General features: G+C 71.2%; 16 protein-coding genes. 3 read left to right on the top strand and 13 right to left on the bottom strand.

From position 1 onward, the window contains the following. Window positions 1–16: 16 nt before the first annotated feature. The 9 genes from hemB to ACZ63J_RS13035 form a co-directional block, all read right to left on the bottom strand. Window positions 17–988 (bottom strand): porphobilinogen synthase, encoded by a 972-nt coding sequence (gene hemB, locus ACZ63J_RS12995; RefSeq protein WP_465336081.1) that lies wholly within the window; start codon window positions 986–988, stop codon window positions 17–19. Between the two features lie 92 nt (window positions 989–1,080). Further along, a complete protein-coding gene (locus ACZ63J_RS13000) occupies window positions 1,081–1,464 on the bottom strand; it encodes an Imm1 family immunity protein (protein WP_465403465.1) in 384 nt (127 codons plus the stop codon). Window positions 1,465–2,208: 744 nt separating this feature from the next. Continuing rightward, on the bottom strand, window positions 2,209–3,741 hold the full coding sequence (locus tag ACZ63J_RS13005) for a bifunctional uroporphyrinogen-III C-methyltransferase/uroporphyrinogen-III synthase (RefSeq protein ID WP_465308375.1): 1,533 nt from the start codon (window positions 3,739–3,741) through the stop codon (window positions 2,209–2,211). Window positions 3,742–3,829: 88 nt separating this feature from the next. Continuing rightward, window positions 3,830–4,759 (bottom strand): hydroxymethylbilane synthase, encoded by a 930-nt coding sequence (gene hemC / locus ACZ63J_RS13010; protein WP_465336112.1) that lies wholly within the window; start codon window positions 4,757–4,759, stop codon window positions 3,830–3,832. Between the two features lie 20 nt (window positions 4,760–4,779). Further along, window positions 4,780–6,087: a glutamyl-tRNA reductase gene (locus ACZ63J_RS13015; RefSeq protein ID WP_465403463.1), complete on the bottom strand. Its 1,308-nt coding sequence runs from the start codon at window positions 6,085–6,087 to the stop codon at window positions 4,780–4,782. Further along, on the bottom strand, window positions 6,084–6,998 hold the full coding sequence (locus tag ACZ63J_RS13020) for a redox-sensing transcriptional repressor Rex (RefSeq protein WP_465336083.1): 915 nt from the start codon (window positions 6,996–6,998) through the stop codon (window positions 6,084–6,086). Before ACZ63J_RS13020 ends, ACZ63J_RS13015 begins: the two co-directional genes overlap by 4 nt. Window positions 6,999–7,238: 240 nt before the next feature. Beyond that, complete coding sequence (locus tag ACZ63J_RS13025; protein WP_465403461.1) at window positions 7,239–8,801, bottom strand: molybdopterin-dependent oxidoreductase; 1,563 nt, start codon at window positions 8,799–8,801, stop codon at window positions 7,239–7,241. 64 nt (window positions 8,802–8,865) lie between these two features. Beyond that, entirely contained in the window at window positions 8,866–9,102 is a 237-nt protein-coding gene (locus tag ACZ63J_RS13030) for a glutaredoxin family protein (protein ID WP_465308368.1), read from the bottom strand. A 10-nt stretch (window positions 9,103–9,112) separates the two neighbouring features. Beyond that, the gene (locus ACZ63J_RS13035) at window positions 9,113–10,624 is read right to left on the bottom strand and encodes an AMP-binding protein (protein ID WP_465403459.1); all 1,512 of its coding nucleotides are present in this window, start codon (window positions 10,622–10,624) and stop codon (window positions 9,113–9,115) included. A gap of 312 nt (window positions 10,625–10,936) precedes the next feature. On the opposite strand from ACZ63J_RS13035, the gene ACZ63J_RS13040 reads away from it, so the two are divergent. The 3 genes from ACZ63J_RS13040 (at window position 10,937) to ACZ63J_RS13050 (ending at window position 13,829) form a co-directional block, all read left to right on the top strand. After that, the gene (locus ACZ63J_RS13040) at window positions 10,937–11,629 is read left to right on the top strand and encodes a sigma-70 family RNA polymerase sigma factor (RefSeq protein ID WP_465403457.1); all 693 of its coding nucleotides are present in this window, start codon (window positions 10,937–10,939) and stop codon (window positions 11,627–11,629) included. 115 nt (window positions 11,630–11,744) lie between these two features. Then, window positions 11,745–12,815 carry a DUF5667 domain-containing protein gene (locus ACZ63J_RS13045; RefSeq protein ID WP_465403456.1) on the top strand — a complete coding sequence of 357 codons (1,071 nt, stop codon included), beginning with the start codon at window positions 11,745–11,747 and terminating at the stop codon, window positions 12,813–12,815. A gap of 111 nt (window positions 12,816–12,926) precedes the next feature. Further along, entirely contained in the window at window positions 12,927–13,829 is a 903-nt protein-coding gene (locus ACZ63J_RS13050) for an HAD family hydrolase (RefSeq protein ID WP_465403454.1), read from the top strand. Between the two features lie 418 nt (window positions 13,830–14,247). On the opposite strand, the gene ACZ63J_RS13055 is transcribed toward ACZ63J_RS13050, so the two are convergent. The 4 genes from ACZ63J_RS13055 to ACZ63J_RS13070 all read right to left on the bottom strand — a co-directional run bounded on the left by ACZ63J_RS13055 (window position 14,248) and on the right by ACZ63J_RS13070 (window position 17,047). Next, window positions 14,248–15,246, bottom strand: coding sequence for a lysophospholipid acyltransferase family protein (locus tag ACZ63J_RS13055; RefSeq protein WP_465403451.1), 999 nt, complete (start codon window positions 15,244–15,246; stop codon window positions 14,248–14,250). A gap of 14 nt (window positions 15,247–15,260) precedes the next feature. Then, entirely contained in the window at window positions 15,261–16,304 is a 1,044-nt protein-coding gene (locus ACZ63J_RS13060; protein WP_465403449.1) for an NAD-dependent epimerase/dehydratase family protein, read from the bottom strand. Window positions 16,305–16,563: 259 nt separating this feature from the next. Continuing rightward, window positions 16,564–16,665 carry a 30S ribosomal protein bS22 gene (locus tag ACZ63J_RS13065; RefSeq protein WP_007030867.1) on the bottom strand — a complete coding sequence of 34 codons (102 nt, stop codon included), beginning with the start codon at window positions 16,663–16,665 and terminating at the stop codon, window positions 16,564–16,566. Between the two features lie 166 nt (window positions 16,666–16,831). After that, complete coding sequence (locus tag ACZ63J_RS13070) at window positions 16,832–17,047, bottom strand: helix-turn-helix domain-containing protein (RefSeq protein WP_013222402.1); 216 nt, start codon at window positions 17,045–17,047, stop codon at window positions 16,832–16,834. Between the last annotated feature and the right edge of the window lie 86 nt (window positions 17,048–17,133).

Raw genomic sequence — 17,133 nt, forward strand, 5'->3', positions numbered from 1 at the left:
GGGTGAATATAGCCGGTCAGTCGAGCCAGGCGGCGGCTTCGGCGGCCCAGTAGGTGAGGATCATGTCGGCGCCCGCCCGGCGGATCGACGTCAGGACCTCGAGGACCGTGCGCTCGCGCTCCAGCCAGCCGTTCGCCGCGGCGGCCTCGACCATCGCGTACTCGCCGGAGATGTTGTACGCGGCCACCGGCACCGGGGAGATCTCCGCGGCCGCCTTCACGACGTCCAAATAGGACAGCGCGGGCTTGACCATGATCATGTCCGCGCCCTCGGCGAGGTCGAGCTCGATCTCGCGCAGCGCCTCGCGGGCGTTGCCCGGGTCCTGCTGGTAGGTCTTGCGGTCACCCTTGAGCTGCGAGTCGACGGCCTCGCGGAAGGGGCCGTAGAACGCGCTGGCGTACTTCGCGGCGTACGCGAGGACGGCCTTGTCGCTGTGCCCGACCTCGTCGAGCGCCCGCCGGATGACGCCGATCTGGCCGTCCATCATCCCGGACGGCCCGAGCACGTGCGCCCCGGCTTCGGCCTGCGCGACGGCCATCTCGGCGTAGATCCGCAGGGTGGCGTCGTTGTCCACGGCGCCGTCGGCGTCCAGGACACCGCAGTGGCCGTGGTCGGTGAACTCGTCGAGGCAGGTGTCGGCCATCAGCACGGTGGCGTCGCCGAGCTCGTGCCGCAGGTCGCGCAGGGCGACGTTGAGGATCCCGTTCTCGTCGACGGCCCCGGAGCCCTCGGCGTCCCGGTGCTCGGGAACGCCGAAGAGCATGAGCCCACCGACCCCGGCGTTGACCGCGTCGACGGCGGCTTTCCGCAGCGTGTCGCGGGTGTGCTGCACGACGCCCGGCATGCTCGAGATCGCCTTGGGCGTGTCGAGCCCCTCGGCGACGAACATGGGGAGGATCAGCTGGCGCGGCCGCAGCGTCGTCTCACCCACCAGCCGGCGCATGGCAGGGGTGGTGCGGAGCCTGCGGGGACGATGCTCGGGGAACACCCCTCCAAGTTACTCCGGTTGTGATCGCGGGAGTTCCGCAAGGGGTGCTCAGCGGCCCTTTCCGCACGATGGGCGGCAAGACTGCTCGCGGTTCAGGGTAGATCTGCTGGGTCGCGCCAGCGCACAGTCCGCGGCGCTTGCGAACTGTCGGCGAGAAACTCCTGCAGCGCCGTCCGGAACTGGTCGAGCGGGATACCACTGCCTGGCGGAAAGCCGACTTCCGACTCGACCGCAGGCGTGCCGGGGTCGCCGACGCTGTAACCGAACTCATCGTTACCCGCGTAGAGCAGATAGCCCGACGCACCTTGCACGTGCGCATCGAGCGCGGAGCCGTCTTCGGCCTCCAGCGTCGCGGTATCTGTGTCCGACTCGCTCAGCAGGTCGACCAGGCGATCCACGTCCTCGGCAGTTTCCAGGACGAAGGCCTCGCCGCCTTCCCGGTGCCGGCGAATCGGCACCGAACCGGTGATGGTCACTCGAGCTCCTCTCCCACGTACTCCCGGATGGTCCCGTCCGGCTGCACGACCCGCAAGACGGCCCCGGGCGGCAACAATGCCGGCAGGAACTTGTCGCAGGTGATCCGGCGCTGCGAGTCGAACGGCGACTTTCACCTCGACATGCGTGGCCGGCCTGGCCACCGGTCCCGGCAGATGTCGCCCGATGAATCGCCTTGCGGCGACGAAATGATCATCTCCCGGGCCGCTGGTCATCCGGACGGTCCAACCGTCAGAGCGCACCCATTCGCCCCTGGCGGGCACCACCCCGTCGTCGCGGCGGCCGACCCGCCGACGCGCTTCCCGCACTCGCTCGGCGAACGAGCGGGACGGACCGCCGACTGCAGAAGAGGCCGGCTGAGGCGCTGCCGGCCCCAGCGTATCGAGGTACGCCTGAATCGATCGCCTGCTCTCGGCGACGCACTCGCTGACTGAACTCAACGATGCCAAAGCCGGCGTCAGGAGATCGACCGCGAGTCGCAGATCAGGGTCGGCTGAGCCGCTTGCAACCTCCTCGAGGAGAGCACGAGCGTCGTCGGCGTCCTGACTCGCTTGTTCGAGAACGCTGAACGGAAGCGACCCGAGAACCGCACGCAGCCGACGCGCGACGGCACCCACGGAAGCCCCTTGATCGACCACCGCCTCAGTGGATCACGCAATTCGACCTCCCGAAAGCCGTGAAGGCCGCCTGGGGAATCCCCAGACGGCCTTCACGAACGACGAACCTCAGGACCGACGGGCCCGCTTGGCCTTCCGCGGCGGCGGCAGCGCACCTTCCGCACGAAGCCGCGCGGCGTGCTCCGCCAGCGCGTCCACCAGGTGCGGAACATCCGCCTTCTCCGGCTGGACGTCGACCCGCAACCCGAACTCCACCGCGGTCTCGGCGGTCTTCGGGCCGATGCACGCGACCAGCGTGCGGGTGTGCGGCTTGCCGGCGATGCCGACCAGGTTCCGCACGGTCGAGGACGAGGTGAAGCAGACCGCGTCGAACCCGCCGGTCTTGATCATCTCGCGGGTCTCGGCGGGCGGCGGCGCGGCGCGCACCGTGCGGTACGCCGTCACGTCGTCGATCTCCCAGCCGCGCTCGCGCAGGCCGGCCGACAGCGTCTCGGTGGCGATGTCCGCCCGGGGCAGCAGGACGCGGTCGACCGGGTCGAGCACGTCGTCGTACGGCGGGAACTCGGCCAGCAGGCCTTCCGACGACTGCTCACCCGTGGGGACCAGCTCCGGGATGATGCCGAACGAGCGCACCTTCTCGGCGGTCGCGGCGCCGACGCAGGCGATCTTCACGCCGGAGAACGCACGAGCGTCGAGCCCGAACTCCTCGAACTTCTCCCACACCGCGCGCACCGCGTTGGTGGAGGTGAAGACGATCCACTGGTAGCGGCCGTCGACCAGGCCCTTGACCGAACGCTCCATCTGCGCCGGGCTGCGGGGCGGCTCGACCGAAATCGTGGGCACCTCGTGCGACGTCGCGCCGTGGCCGCGCAGGCGCTCGGCCATCTCGCCGGCCTGCTCCTTGGTGCGCGGCACCAGGACCTTCCAGCCGTACAGCGCGCGGGACTCCCACCACGACAGCTTCGAGCGCTGCCCGGCGGCCTGGCCGATCGTGACGATCAGCGGCCCGACGAGCTCACCCGCGTCGTTGGCGACCTTCTCGAGCGTGGTGTCGAGGGTGCGCTGGGTGTTGATGGTGCCGTTCGCGGTGACCGCGACCGGGGTCGACGCCGGGACGCCGTTGCCGGTCAGCGCCGACGCCGCTTCGGCCAGGTGGGCCGACGTCGCGTGCAGCACCAGCGGGCCCGGGGACGCCGCCAGCGCCGCCCAGTCGACGTCGCCGCGGACGTCGACCTCGACGTGCGTGCCGCCGAGCGCGACACCCGCGTACGCCGGGACGGCCGCGCCCGGGGAAACGCCCGGGATGACGTCGAACACGGCGCTCGTGCGCGCGACCGCCTGGACCTCGGCCACCACGGCCGGGGTGGTCAGCGGGTCGCCCGCGACCAGCCGCAGCACCAGCCGGCCGGCCTTGGCCTCGGCCGTGAGGTCCTTGGCGACCTCGGTGGCCTCGCCGACGGCGGGCCGGACCTCGGCGCCCTCGGCCGCCATGGCCAGCACGGCCTGCGGCACGTCGGGGTCGGTCACCACGACCTCGGCCTTGGCGAGCAGTTCCTGGGCACGGACCGTGAGCAGGCCGGCGTCGCCGGGCCCGGAGCCCACGAACGCTACGCGCCCGGTGGTCTTTCGCGCGGGGGTCATCTGTGCGTTTCTCCTCTTGCGGCGGCCGTGCGGGATGGCACGGACGCAGGTCTCCTACGTCTTGCGGAAAAGCGCTTCGCGAAAAGCGCTACTCGGCGGTGCCGGAGAGGGCTCCGGCACCGAGGTCCAGCAGCTCGGCGGCCAGGTCCTTGCCCAGCTGGGCGGCCTGGTGCTTGTCAGCCAGCGCGATGGCCCGGACCATGTCCACCGCGCCGTCCTCGCCGTCGGCCGCGGCGGTGCCGCGCAGCGAGATCCGTTCCACGACCTTGCCCTCGGCGTCGAGATCTTCGACGATCTCGGCGAGCGCGCCCACCGGCGCGCTGCACCCCGCCTCGAGCGCGGCCAGCAGGGCCCGCTCGGCCGTCACCGCGGCCCGCGTGCCCTCGTCGTCCAACGTGGACGCGAGCAGGTGCTCGAGGTCCACGTCGGCGGCCCGGCACTCCACCGCCAGCGCGCCCTGTGCGGGCGCGGGCAGCATCTGGATCGGGTCGAGGGTCTCGGTGATCACCTCGGCCAGTCCGACCCTGGCCAGTCCGGCACGCGCGAGCACCACGGCATCCAGCTCGCCGTCGGTCACCTTGCGCATGCGGGTGTCGATATTGCCGCGAATCGGCACGATTTCCAAACCGAGACCCAGCGCGCGCAGCTGCGCGGTGCGCCGCGGCGAGCCCGTGCCCACCGTCGCGCCCGGCGGCAGCTCCCCCAAGGTCAGCCCGTCACGCGCGATCAGCGCGTCCCGCGGGTCCTCGCGCGGCGGCACGGCGGCCAGCGAAATGCCCGGCTCGGGCGCCGTCGGCAGGTCCTTGTACGAGTGGACGATGACGTCGACCTCGTTGCGCAGCAACGCTTCCCGCAGCGCCGACGTGAAGACGCCGACCCCGATCGTGGGAATCGGCGCGGAGGACTTGTCGCCGGGGGTGGTCACGGTGACGATCTCGACCTCGGCGCCGGTGGCGCGCAGGGCGTCGGCGACGGTCCCGGTCTGGGCGAGCGCGAGCTTCGAGCCGCGGGTGCCCATGCGAATGACTCTGGTCACTGCTACTTCTTCTCTGGTGGGGGCTTCGGGCTCGCCACCGCGGCGGGCGCCTGCGGGTCGAGGCAGAACAGTTCGCGCAACGCGTTCGCGTAGTCGGTTTCGGCCGTCTCGGCGGCCAGCTGCTTCACCCGCACGGTGGGCGCGTGCAGCAGCTTGTCGACCACCCGGCGGACCGTGCGGCCGACCTCTTCCCGGACGCCCGGTTCGAGGTCGGGCAGCCGGTGGTCCAGGCGCAGCAGCTCGGCGTCGACGACCTCGGCCGCACGCCGCCGCAGCGCCGTCACGGTCGGGGTGACCTCGGCGCTGCGCTGCCCGGCGAGGTAGTCGCGCACCTCGTCGAGCACGATCCCGGTCGCCTTGGCCGTCTGGCGCTCGGTGGTCGGGGTGCCGGCCTCGCGCATCCGGCGCTGGATGGTGGCCAGGTCGACGACCCGGACGCCGGCCAGCTCGCCGACCTCGGGGTCGACGTCGCGGGGCAGGCCGAGGTCGCACACGACGAGCGGACGGCCGCCGCGGGGAAGCACCTGCCCGGGACCGAAGACGGCGTCCTGCGCGCCGGTGCAGCAGATCACGATGTCGGCCTCGCGGACCGCGTCCGCGACCTGGGACAGCGGGATCGCGCGGGTGGGCACGCCGTGTTCGGTGCTGTTCGCGGCCAGGCGGCGCGCGCGGGCGTCGGTGCGGTTGGCGACGGTGATCTCGCCGATCCCGGCCTTGCGCAGCTGCGACGCGCTCAAGGCGCCCATCGAACCGGCGCCGACGATGACGGCGTGCTTGCCGGTGACGTCCCCGGCCGCGGCGAGCGCCTCGGAGACGACCGACGCGCCCAGCTGGTCGAGCCCGGTTTCGCTGTGGACGCGCTTGCCGACGCGCAGCGTGGTCTGGATCAGCTCGTGCAGCGTGCGGCCGACGGTGCCGACCTCGCGCGCGGTGGCGTAGGCGGAGCGGACCTGCCCGAGGATCTGCGTCTCGCCGACGACCATGGAGTCCAGGCCGGAGGTGACGGAGAACAGGTGCTCGACGGCCGCGCCGGCGTAGTGCACGTACAGGCTGTCGTAGAGCTCGGCGGGTTCCATCCCGGCCTGGCGGGAAAGCACTTCGGAGACGTCGTTGAGACCGCCGTGGAAGGTCTCGACGACCGCGTACACCTCGATGCGGTTGCACGTCGAGACGAGCATGACCTCACTGACGTGCTCGGCCTGCTGCAGCTCGTGCAGCACCTTGGCCACCTCGGGCGCCGGTACCGCGACGCGCTCCAGCGTGCTCAGCTCCGCACTCCGATGCGAGAGACCGACCGCCAAGACGCTCATGAGCGCACCACCATTTCCCGTCCGCCGTCCGGACCCGACCCGTTCCGCCCGCCTTTGCCATTGTCGGACGGCAGGCCCGCGCCGGGTAATCCGGAAGTGCCCTGGTTCCCAGCGGCATCATCCGCCCTGCGGGCCACGTGAAATGACAGTATCTGCAGCTCGACGGCCAAATCCACTTTGCGGACCTCGATGTGAGCAGGAACCTGCAACACGACCGGGGCGAAGTTGAGGATGCACTGGACACCGCCCGCGACCAGGCGGTCACACACCGACTGCGCCGCGGTGGGCGGGGTGGCGATCACGCCGATCGAGATGCCGCGCTCGGCGCAGACCCGCGGGATGTCGTCCATGTGCGACACCGGCAAGCCGCCGACCGGCACGCCGATCAGGTCCGCGTCCAGGTCGAACAGGGCTTCCACCGGGAAGCCGCGCCCCGGGAAGCCGCCGTAGTTGGCCAGCGCGTGACCGAGGTTTCCGATCCCGACCACGGCCACCTTGTGCTGCCGGGTGAGGCCGAGGATGCGCTCGATCTGGCTGACCAGGACGCTGACTTCGTAGCCGACGCCGCGGGTGCCGTAGGAGCCGAGGTACGAGAGGTCTTTGCGCAATTTCGCGGAATTGACGCCCGCGGCCTGCGACAGCTCTTCGCTCGAAACGGTCGTCGCGCCCTGTTCCGACATTCCGGACAGCACCCGGAGGTAGACGGCGAGGCGCGCGACGGCGGCTTCGGGGATCTGCTTCGCCCGGACGGCCTCGGGGGCATCCCCGTTGCGGCCGTTCCCGTCGGCGGGTACGGCGGGCATCTCGGCCGTCGGCGCGTTGTCGGCGTCGGGCGTGTCCGGCCGGCGTGACCGCCGCGATGGCCGGCCCGGGGAGTCCGCCGCGTCGCGCCTCCCCCGCTGTGTCACCACGCCGTCGTCTCCTGCCCGCTGTGCACCCGGCGGCCATCGCCACGGCCGTGCCGAACTGTGTCTTGACCCAGGGCGCGGAGTCCGGTTCGATGCCGGACCGCCCGAGGGGCGATGGTCCTACGGTAGACCACTTGTGAACGCGCGCACAAAGTCACTGGTCGGAGGCGGTTCCCGGCGACCGGGACGGCCCGCCGATCATGACACGGCGTCAGAATCCTTGTCCGCCAGGCACTTCCGGCGTCAGTGCGCGTCGAGGGAGACGGAGTGCCAGCCGGTGGCGCCGTCGGGCACCGGGTCGGCGCGGTTCTCCGTCTGGGTGTAGCCGTCCTGGTCGGTGGCCCGGACGTACGCCTGGTGCGTGCCCGCGGGCACGTCGAGCTCGATCCACCACAGGCGCCAGGTGTCCTTGCTGACCTCGGCCGAAAGGGTGGCTTCGCGCCAGGCGCCCTGGTCGAGCCGGACCTCGACCTTCGCGATGCCGGTGTGCTGCGCCCACGCCGTGCCGGCCAGCCGGACCTTGCCCGCGGTGACGTTCGCGAAGCCGGCCGGGGTGTCGATCCGGGACTCGGTCTTGATCGGCGCCTGCTCGGCCCAGCCGCGGTTGAGCCAGTACGACTGCCGTGCGTCCCACTTGGTGAATTCGAGGTCCTTGACCCACTTCGTCGCGGACACGTAGCCGTACAGGCCGGGGATGACGATCCGCGCCGGGAAGCCGTGCTCGACCGGCAGCGGCTCGCCGTTCATCCCGATCGCGAGCATCGCGCCGCGCGCCGGGTCGAGCGCGACGTTCGCCGGGGTGCCGCACGTCCAGCCGTCGACGCTCGTCGCGTACATCTGCTCGGCGCCGGCCTGCACGCCGGCTTCGTCGAGCAGGTCGACGAGGTCGACGCCGAGGAACGCCGCGTTCGAGATCAGCGGCCCGCCGACCTCGTTGGACACGCAGGTCAGCGTCACCCGGCGCTCGACCAGCGGGCGGTTGCGGATGTCGGCGTAGGAGAACGTCACCTCCTTGTCGACCATCCCGTGGATCTTGAGGTTCCAGTCCTCGGTCCGGATCTGCGGCACGACCAGGGCGGTGTCGATGCGGTAGAAGTCCGCGTTGGGCGTGATGAACGGCGGTGAGCCGAGCTTCACGAAGTCGGCGTCGGCGGGCAGCGGCGGCGCGGTGCGCGCGGGCACGAGCGGCCCGACGGCGGCCCGCGAGTCCTCGGCGTTCGAGCTGGTCCCGGCGACCTCGCCGACCACCGCCGCGAGCCCCGAACCCGCCGCGACGCCGACGCCGGCCCGCAGGAACTTCCGGCGGTCGAAGCCGCGGTAGCGGATGACGTCGGGCGGCAGGGCGAGCCGGTGCAGCATCGTGAACACGACCAGCCCGGCGACCAGCGCGGCGACCGGCGCCAGCAGGGAGACCTGCCCGAGGTCGGTGCGCACGAACACGGCGGCGACCCCGGCGGCGCCGAGCAGGAAGACGAGCACCTGGCCCGCGCGCGGCGTCTTGCGCGAGAGCTGGCCGGCCAGCACTGCGAGCAGGACCAGCACCACGCCGAGCCCGACCTTGAGGATCGGCTTGTCCCAGGTGCCCAGCGTCCGCTCGGCCCACTTCACGATCGCGGTCGGGCTGTGGTCGATGACGTAGTTCGCCACCGCGATGAACGGCGAAGCCGTGTACCCGACGAAGCCCGCGACGAAGTGCCCGACACCGAGTGCGGCAGCGAGCGCGAGAAGCCCGATCAGGGTCGAAACGGGCAGCGAGAGCCGCCGCGGCGCCTCGGCCGGGGCGGGGGCGTCCTGGACAGTGCTCACGCCTCCATCTTCGGCGCGGTAGGCCGTTCGGGTGGCCCGGCACTGCTTACGGACGTGTTACGGCTCAGGCGAGCGCCTTCCGCAGCCGGTCCTCTTCGACGCGCCAGTAGCCGTGCTCGGCGCCGTCGACCAGGATCACCGGCACGCGGTCGCCGTACTCCGCGCGCCACTCCGGGTCCGTGTCGACGTCCTCGGCCGTCCACGCGACACCCAGCTCACCGCAGATGCGCTCGACGTCCGCCTCCGCCACCTCGCAGAGGTGGCAGCCCGCCCGGCCCATCACCGTCACTACCTGTGCCATGACGTCCTTACTACCGCAGCCGCACGCGGCGCAGCTTGCCGGTGGCCGAGTGCGGCAGCGACTCGGCGAACTCGACCGCGTGCGGCACCTTGTACCCGGCCAGGTGGGCCGCGCACTGGTCGACGACCTGCTGCTCCGACAGCGACGCCCCGGCGACCGGCACCACGAACGCCTTCACGGCCTCGCCGCTGCGCTCGTCGACGACCCCGACCACCGCGGCCTCGGCCACCTCGGGCAGCTGCGCGATGACCGACTCGACCTCGTTCGGGAAGACGTTGAAGCCGTTGACGATGATCAGGTCGTTGGCCCGGTCGACCAGGTGCAGGTCGCCGTCGACGTCGAGGTAGCCGACGTCGCCGGTGCGGAACCAGCCTTCGTCGTCGGGCCCGTGGCCGCCGTCGGGCCAGTAGCCGGAGAAGAGGTTCGCGCCGCGGATCGAGACCAGCCCGGTCTCGCCTTCGGCCTCGAAGACGTCGTCGACGTCATCCGGGTCGAGCGGCACGGCCTGATCGGTGCCGTCGCTGTCGACCAGCCGCAGCTCGATGCCCGGCAGCGGGCGACCGACCGAACCCGGCTTCGGGTAGCCGGTGACCAGCGTCGACGTCACGACCGGCGCGCACTCGGTGAGGCCGTAGCCCTCGTAGACGTCGAGGCCGGTGGCCTCGCGGAGCGCGCCGAGCACCTTCGGGTGCAGCGGCGCGGCGCCCGACGTCATCCGCCGGACGGTGGCCAGCCCGCGGCCGAGCTCCTCGGCGCCGAGCGCGGCGAACTCGCCGTACATCGTCGGGACGCCGGTGATCGTGGTGACGCCGTGCTCGGCGCAGTCGGCCAGCGTGCGCTGCGCCTCGAAGCGCTCCGAGAGGATCGCGGTCGCGCCGACGGAGACGGCCTGCAGCAGGCCCGGCCCGAGGCCGTAGACGTGGAAGAGCGGGATGGTGACCAGCACGCGGTCGTCGTGGGTCAGGACGCCTTCGACGTGGCTGAGCTGCTCGAGGTTCGCCAGCAGCGCCCGGTGCGAGAGCATCACGCCGCGCGGCGGCCCGGTGGTGCCCGAGGTGTACGACACGACGGCGATGTCTTCGCCCGCCCGGCCGGCATCGACGGGTTCGACTGGTCCATCCGGGTCAGCTTCGGGAGTGAGACCGATCACTCCGGCCGGCAGCGCCGTATCCGTGTCGCGATGAACGACAACCTTGGCGCCGCTGTGCTCGAGCAGCCTGTCGAGCTCGGGCCCCGGCGCCTGCGGCGACAGCGGCACGACGACCGCCCCGGCGCGCAGCGCGCCGAAGAACGCGACCACGAAGTCGACCGACGTCGGCAGCCGCAGCGCGACCCGGTCGCCAGGTGTGACACCTGCACCCACAAGTGTCTTGGCCTGGGCTTCCACGACCACCGCGAGCTCACGGTAGGTCAGCTTCCGGCCGTCTCCGGTCTCGTGCACGGCCGGGTGGTCCGGCCAGGTCGCCGCGGCCCGCGTGAGCAACCCGCCGACCCCCGACTGCGTCTCCTCTGGGGCACTCACCCGCGGTCCACCTCTCGTCGCCCGGCCAAACCGTTGCAAGTCTGTCATTCGGAGCGACGTCATGGGCGCAGGCCGCGAGTGTCCCCTCTTCGCAACCCCGGAGCCACTACCTACTTCGCGGTAACTACACGTATGCTGCACTGCGTCGCGGGGTGGTGTTGATCACCACCGCGACCGGAGAGAGGGAGTCGCCGTGACGAACTTGCCTGCCCACGAGGCCGTGGGGCATGCGAGCCGGCAGGCCCCTGCTCGCCCGGGTTCCGGGGGTACCGTGACCCACCGGGTCCGAGCCGCCGCCGGAGGTGCCCGCCGATGACCGTGCCGACCGCCGTGGGCCGCGGGCCCGTCTTCATGTTCGCCGAGCGCGTCTTCGGGCGGTCGTCGACCGTGCCGCTGAGCAGGCAGGCGTCCGACGACGAGCGCGCCGAAGCGGCGAAGGCCGAGGCCTGGGACCTGGTCCGCGCCGCGCAGGACGGCGATTCGTCCGCTTTCGGCAGGCTCTACGACCGCTACGTCGACGTCGTCTACCGCTACGTGCTCTTCCGGCTGGGCGACCGCGACCTCGCCGAGGACGTCACGAGCGAGACGTTCCTGCGCGCGCTGCGCCGGATCACGTCGGTGAGCTACCAGGGACGTGACGTCGGCGCCTGGTTCGTCACCATCGCCCGCAACCTCGTGCTCGACCACGTGAAGTCGAGCCGGTTCCGCCTCGAAGTCGTCACCGACGAGGTGACCGAACCCGGTTCGGCGCCGTTTTCGGTCGGCGCGACCGCGCAGGCGGGCCCCGAGCAGGAGGCCATCAGCCGCGCGACCCGCACCGAGCTGCTGCGCTGCGTCGCGGAACTGGGCGATGACCAGCGGGAATGCATCATCCTGCGGTTCCTGCAAGGACTGTCCGTGGCCGAGACGGCCCAGATCATGAACCGCAACGAGGGCGCGATCAAGGCGTTGCAGCACCGCGCGGTACGCCGTCTGGCACAACTTCTGCCCACCGGATTGCGCTGAACCCCGCAACTTTTCGAGCTCTTGACCGAATCCGGTAACCCTGACGGCTTCTGGATCGTTACTCCTCGCAGACCGGTGTCAGGACCGGCCACGGGCCCGAGATGGAGCTGGCGCAGTGAGGTTTGCGCGTGAGCGAGCCGAGATCGACCGGTTCGCGCGTGCTTTGGAGCCGTCCCCGGTACGCCGGGACGGCGAGTTCGCCGACGAACTGGCGCTCGTCGGCGCGCTGCGCGAGCTCGGTGCGGCCGGGGCCCCGGACCTGGAGACCCGGCAGCGGATCCGCGCGGAGATCGCGGGCCGCCTGGAGACGGCGGCGGCCACCCCGCGTCGGAGGTGGCGGCCGCGGACCGCCGACCTGGTGGCCGCCGCGCTCTTCCTCTTCCTGGTGCTGTCCGGGCTGACGCTCGTGCTCTCGCGCAACGCGCTGCCCGGCTCCCCGCTCTACGACGTCAAGCGCGCCGGGGAGTCGACGACGCTGGGCCTGACCTTCGGCGACCAGGCCAAGGCCAAGAAGCACCTCGAGTTCGCCACCAACCGGATCACCGAGCTGTCGCAGCTGGCGACCGAAGGCGCGAGCGAGGCCGACTACCGGACCGCGTACGACGACTTCGCCGCCGACCTGCGCGCCGGCGTCGCCCAGACGGCCGCCGTCGCGACCAGCGACGGAAGTGCGCAGGAGCTCGCCGACGTCCGGCTGTGGGCCCGGAACCAGGCGGCGCGGCTGGCCGCGGCACAGCCGGCGCTCCCGGCGGACGCGGCGACGGTGTTCGGCGACGTCCGCACCCTGCTCGGCAAGGTCCAGGAGCGCACGAGCGGGCTGGCCGCGCGGATGAGCTGCTACCAGATCACCACCGGCTCGTCGGACGACCTGGGCCTGCTGCCGGCGACCGGCGAGTGCACGCAGCGGCCGGCGCCGTCGTCCGGCGGGGAGCCGTCCTCGGCGCCGACGTCCCCTTCGGCGGCCGAGAGCACGCAGCCGACGCCGACCGGCACCGAGCTGCCGCCGTCCGGCACCACGGCGACCCCGGGCGCACCGCAGCCGACCGGCGGGGTCACCCCGCCGCCGGTGTACGGCGAGGTTCCGACGACCACCCCGCGGCCGCCGGTGACGTCGACCTCGAAGCCGCCGCCCCTGGTTTCCATCCCGCCGCTCATCCCGGGTCTGCCGCCGATCGTGATCGGCTGAGGTCCGGGCCACACCTGCGACGGCGCGGTGGGCGGCTCGCTACGCTGTGCGAAGGACCCGGACGTTCGCAGGGACGTCGCCAGGACGTGGGCAGACGTGGAGGCGGTGTGCGTGTCAGCTTGGCGTGGCAGGGATAAGAGTCAGGAGCTCGAACGGCTCGCCACGCTCGCGGGCGAGGCGTCGGCCGAGGCCGCCCACGCCCGCGTGGTCTCCGAAGCCGCCGAGCCGCCCGTCCCGCCCGCACCGCCGGACCTCACCGCGGCGGCGTTCTTCGACGTCGACAACACGATGATGATGGGCGCGTCGATCTTCTACTTCGCCCGCGGCCTGGCGGCGCGCAAGTTCTTCACGTCGTCCGACCTGGCCGGGTTCGTCTGGGGCCAGATCAAGTTCCGCCTGGGCGGGCGCGAGAACAAGGAAGACATCAAGACCCACCGCGAGCGCGCACTGTCCTTTGTGGCCGGCCGCACGGTGGCCGAGCTGACGTCGATCAGCGAAGAGATCTACGACGAGCTGATGGCCGACAAGATCTGGTCCGGCACCCGGGCCCTGGCCCAGATGCACCTCGACGCGGGCCAGCGGGTCTGGCTGGTGACGGCAACCCCGATCGAGCTGGCGGCGATCATCTCCCGCCGTCTCGGCCTGACGGGGGCATTGGGCACGGTGGCCGAGACCCGCGACGGCGTGTACACGGGCCGCCTGGTGGGCGACCTCCTGCACGGCCGGGCGAAGGCCCACGCAGTGCGCGCGCTGGCGTCCCGGGAGGGGTTGAACCTCAAGCGCTGCACGGCGTATTCGGACTCGGCGAACGACATCCCGATGCTGTCGGCGGTGGGGACGGCGGTGGCCGTGAACCCGGACGGTGGGCTGCGGGATGTGGCCCGGGCGCGGGGTTGGGAAATCCGCGACTTCCGGACTGGTCGTAAGGCGGCGAAGATCGGGGTGCCTTCGGTGCTCGGCGCCGGGGCGCTGGCCGGTGCCGTGGCGGCAGGAATGGCTTACCGCCGCCGCTGACCCAGACACCCCCGTGTCGTCCACCCAGGTACGCGTGTCGTCCGCCCAAGTACGCGAGTCGTCCACCCAGGCACGCGTGTCGTCCCTTGAATCACGCGTGTTGACCCTCAAATCACGCGAGTCGACCTTTCAATCACGCGAGTCGCCCACCCAGGTAGACGTGTCGTCCGCCCAAGTACGCGAGTCGTCCGCTCAGGTACGCGTGTCGTCCCCTGAATCACGCGAGTCGGCCCGCCAATCACACGTGCCGACCCTTGAATCACGCATCTCGGCTGCCGCAAGCCGACTCCGGCCCGCGCGGTCGTGTACTCCGCCGGACGACACGCGTACCCAGACGGACGACTCGCGTGCCTGAACGGACGACACGCGTGATCAGGAAGTCGACACGCGTGATCAGAACGACGACACAGCCACAGCCTCAGCCGCGGAACACGGACTTCCGCTGCGAAAGCCGCTGGTAAAGCGTCTGCTGGATCGACTCCCGAACCTGGTCGGTCAGCTGGAACACCAGCATCGGGTCGTCGACGGCGTCCGGGCCGTAGGAGTCCGTTGCGATCGGCTCGCCGAACTCGATGCTCCACTTCGTCGGGAGCGGGATCGCGCCCAGGGCGCCAAACAGCGGGAAGAACGGCGTCACCGGGAAGTACGGGAGGCCCAGCATGCGCGCCAGCAGCTTGATGTCGCCGAGCTTCGGGTAGATCTCCTCGGCGCCGATGACCGACACCGGGATGATCGGCACGCCGGCGCGCAGCGCGGCCGACACGAACCCGCCGCGGCCGAAGCGCTGCAGCTTGTAGCGGGACGAAAACGGCTTTCCGACGCCCTTGAAGCCCTCCGGCCACACGCCGACCAGCTCGCCCTGGTTCAGCAGGCGCTCCGCGTCCGCGTTGCAGGCCAGCGTCTGGCCGGACTTGCGGGCGAACGAGCCCACCAGCGGCACCTGGAACACCAGGTCGGCGCCGAGACCGCGCAGGTGGCGGCCGCCCGTTTCGTCGTGGACCGCCACCGCCGTCATCAGCGAGTCCAGCGGCAACGTGCCCGAGTGGTTGGACACCAGCAGCGCGCCGCCCTCGAGCGGGAGGTTCTCGACGCCGTGGGTGTCGACGCGGAACCACTTCTTGTACAGCGCGCGCAGCGGCGGCAGGAAGACGGCGTCGGTCAGCTCGGCGTCGAAGCCGAACTCGTCGACGGTGTAGTCGCCGGTCAGCCGGTCGCGGAGGAAGCCGAGCGCCGAGCGCGCGGCGTCCGAAAGCGGCTCGGGGGCCGGCTGGTCCGCGCGCGGGAACGCGACGACCGGAGCGTCACCGCTCTGGTCGCGCGGGTCGGCCTCCGGCTTTTCCCGGCCCGGCCCGTGCAGGGGGATGACCTGCGCCTCGGCACCGCCCACCGTCTCAGCCTCGCTTTCGAATCCGTCCAAGTCGTGCGGTCTGCTCACCGGCTCTGCCCCGTCGCCGCGGCGACGAGCACCTTCCCGGCCAGGCCCGCCAGCTTGCCGCCGTCGAGCACCGGCCGGAGCCCGCGTCCGACGACGTAGTCGTCGAACGCCTCACGCGTGGTCCACCGCGGGGTGTACCCGAACTCCTGCTTCAGCTTGGTGATGTCGACGACCCGGCCGAAGTTCAGCAGCCGGACCTGGTCGGCGGAAAAGTCGACGACGCGCGCGCCGCGCAGGACCTTGCCGACCGACGGCACCACCGTCCGCGGCATCGGCAGCTCGACCCGGCCGGCTCGCCGGATCGCCTGCGAAAGAGTGAGTACCCCTTCCGAGCCGACGTTAAAGACGCCGGGCTTGTCGGCCAGGGTCGCGCGCTCCAGGACGGCCAGCGCGTCGGACGAGTGCAGCAGCTGGATCCGGGCGTCGTAACCGAAAACGGTCGGCACGACCGGCAGTGCGAAATAGCGCGAAAGCACGGTGTCGGTCGACGGCCCGATGATGTTGGCGAAGCGGAACAACGTCGTGGTGATGTCGGGACGGCGCCGCATCAGGCCGCGCACGTACCCCTCCATCTCGACGGCGTCCTTCGCGTATCCGCTGGTCGACGTCGGGATGAGCTCGGAGTCCTCGGTGAACACCGCCTGCGAGCGGGCGCCGGCGCCGTAGACGGCCGCCGTCGACTTGACCACCAGCTTGCGGACCAGCGGCGAGCGCTGGCAGGCGGCGAGCAGCCGCATGGTGCCGATGACGTTGACTTCCTTGATCGCCGTGCGGCGGCCCGGCCCGGCCGGGTGCGCGGTGCAGGACGCGTGCACCACCGTGTCCACTTCGGCGGTGCTGATCACCTTGGCGATCAAGGGGTTCCGGATGTCCGCGCGGACGAACTCCGCGTGGCCCATGCGCTGCAGGACCGTCTTGTCCGGGGGGACCGTGTCGACACCGATGACCCGTTCGAAGTCGGGGTTGTTGCCCAGCCGGGCGAGCAGTTTCCCGCCCAGTTCGCCGGCGACCCCGGTCACGAGCACGATGTTCGACGGCATACGACTCCCTGCGGCGTAGGGCGTGTGGGGGGTGGACGATCACCCGAAGTGCGCGAACCTGCACTCACTGGAAGCATCGCGCGGACGCCCTTAGGATGTTACCGCTCATCAGTGGTAGCTCCCGGTTGTCTTACGTGCTATTAACCGCTATTCGCCGGAAAGCGACGAAGACAACACTCGAACGGGGGGACGGGTCCACCACATGGACGTGGCCCGTCCAGAGACTGGACGGGCCACGGTCACGCTCGGGCAAGCAGGCTTACTTGCCGGCCTTACGACGCTGCACTCGCGTGCGGCGCAGCAGCTTGCGGTGCTTCTTCTTCGACATGCGCTTGCGGCGCTTCTTGATCACAGAGCCCATGGGCGCTCCTTAGGTCGTCGTCGGTAACGCTGCCCGGCGCAGCGTCCAACGGGTGGAGCGCACAGGCACGAGCGGTCTTCCAGGTTACCCGTGACCCTTCGCGGGCCGGTCGGCGGGCACGTTGTAGCGCTGCGCGCCGCTGGCCACGGCGTGCCCGGCGACCGGATCAGCCCACGTCGTAGTAGGCGCCCTGGAGGTACTCGTGCACTGCTTTCTCCGGCACCCGGAAGGACTTCCCGACCCTTACGGCGGGCAGCTCACCCGAGTGCACGAGACGGTAGACGGTCATCTTGGAGACCCGCATCAGCGTGGCCACCTCGGCGACCGTCAGGAACTGGACCTGCCCGACTGCCGGCAGATCCTCCTTCTTGTTCGGCGACATGTTTACCGCGTCCTTCGACACGTGTCGCGCCACGAGGCTTCCCCACCTGTGGTATCGACACGCACGTGCTCTATCGAGAGTAGCGG

The organism is Amycolatopsis sp. NPDC104863, from assembly GCF_055582965.1.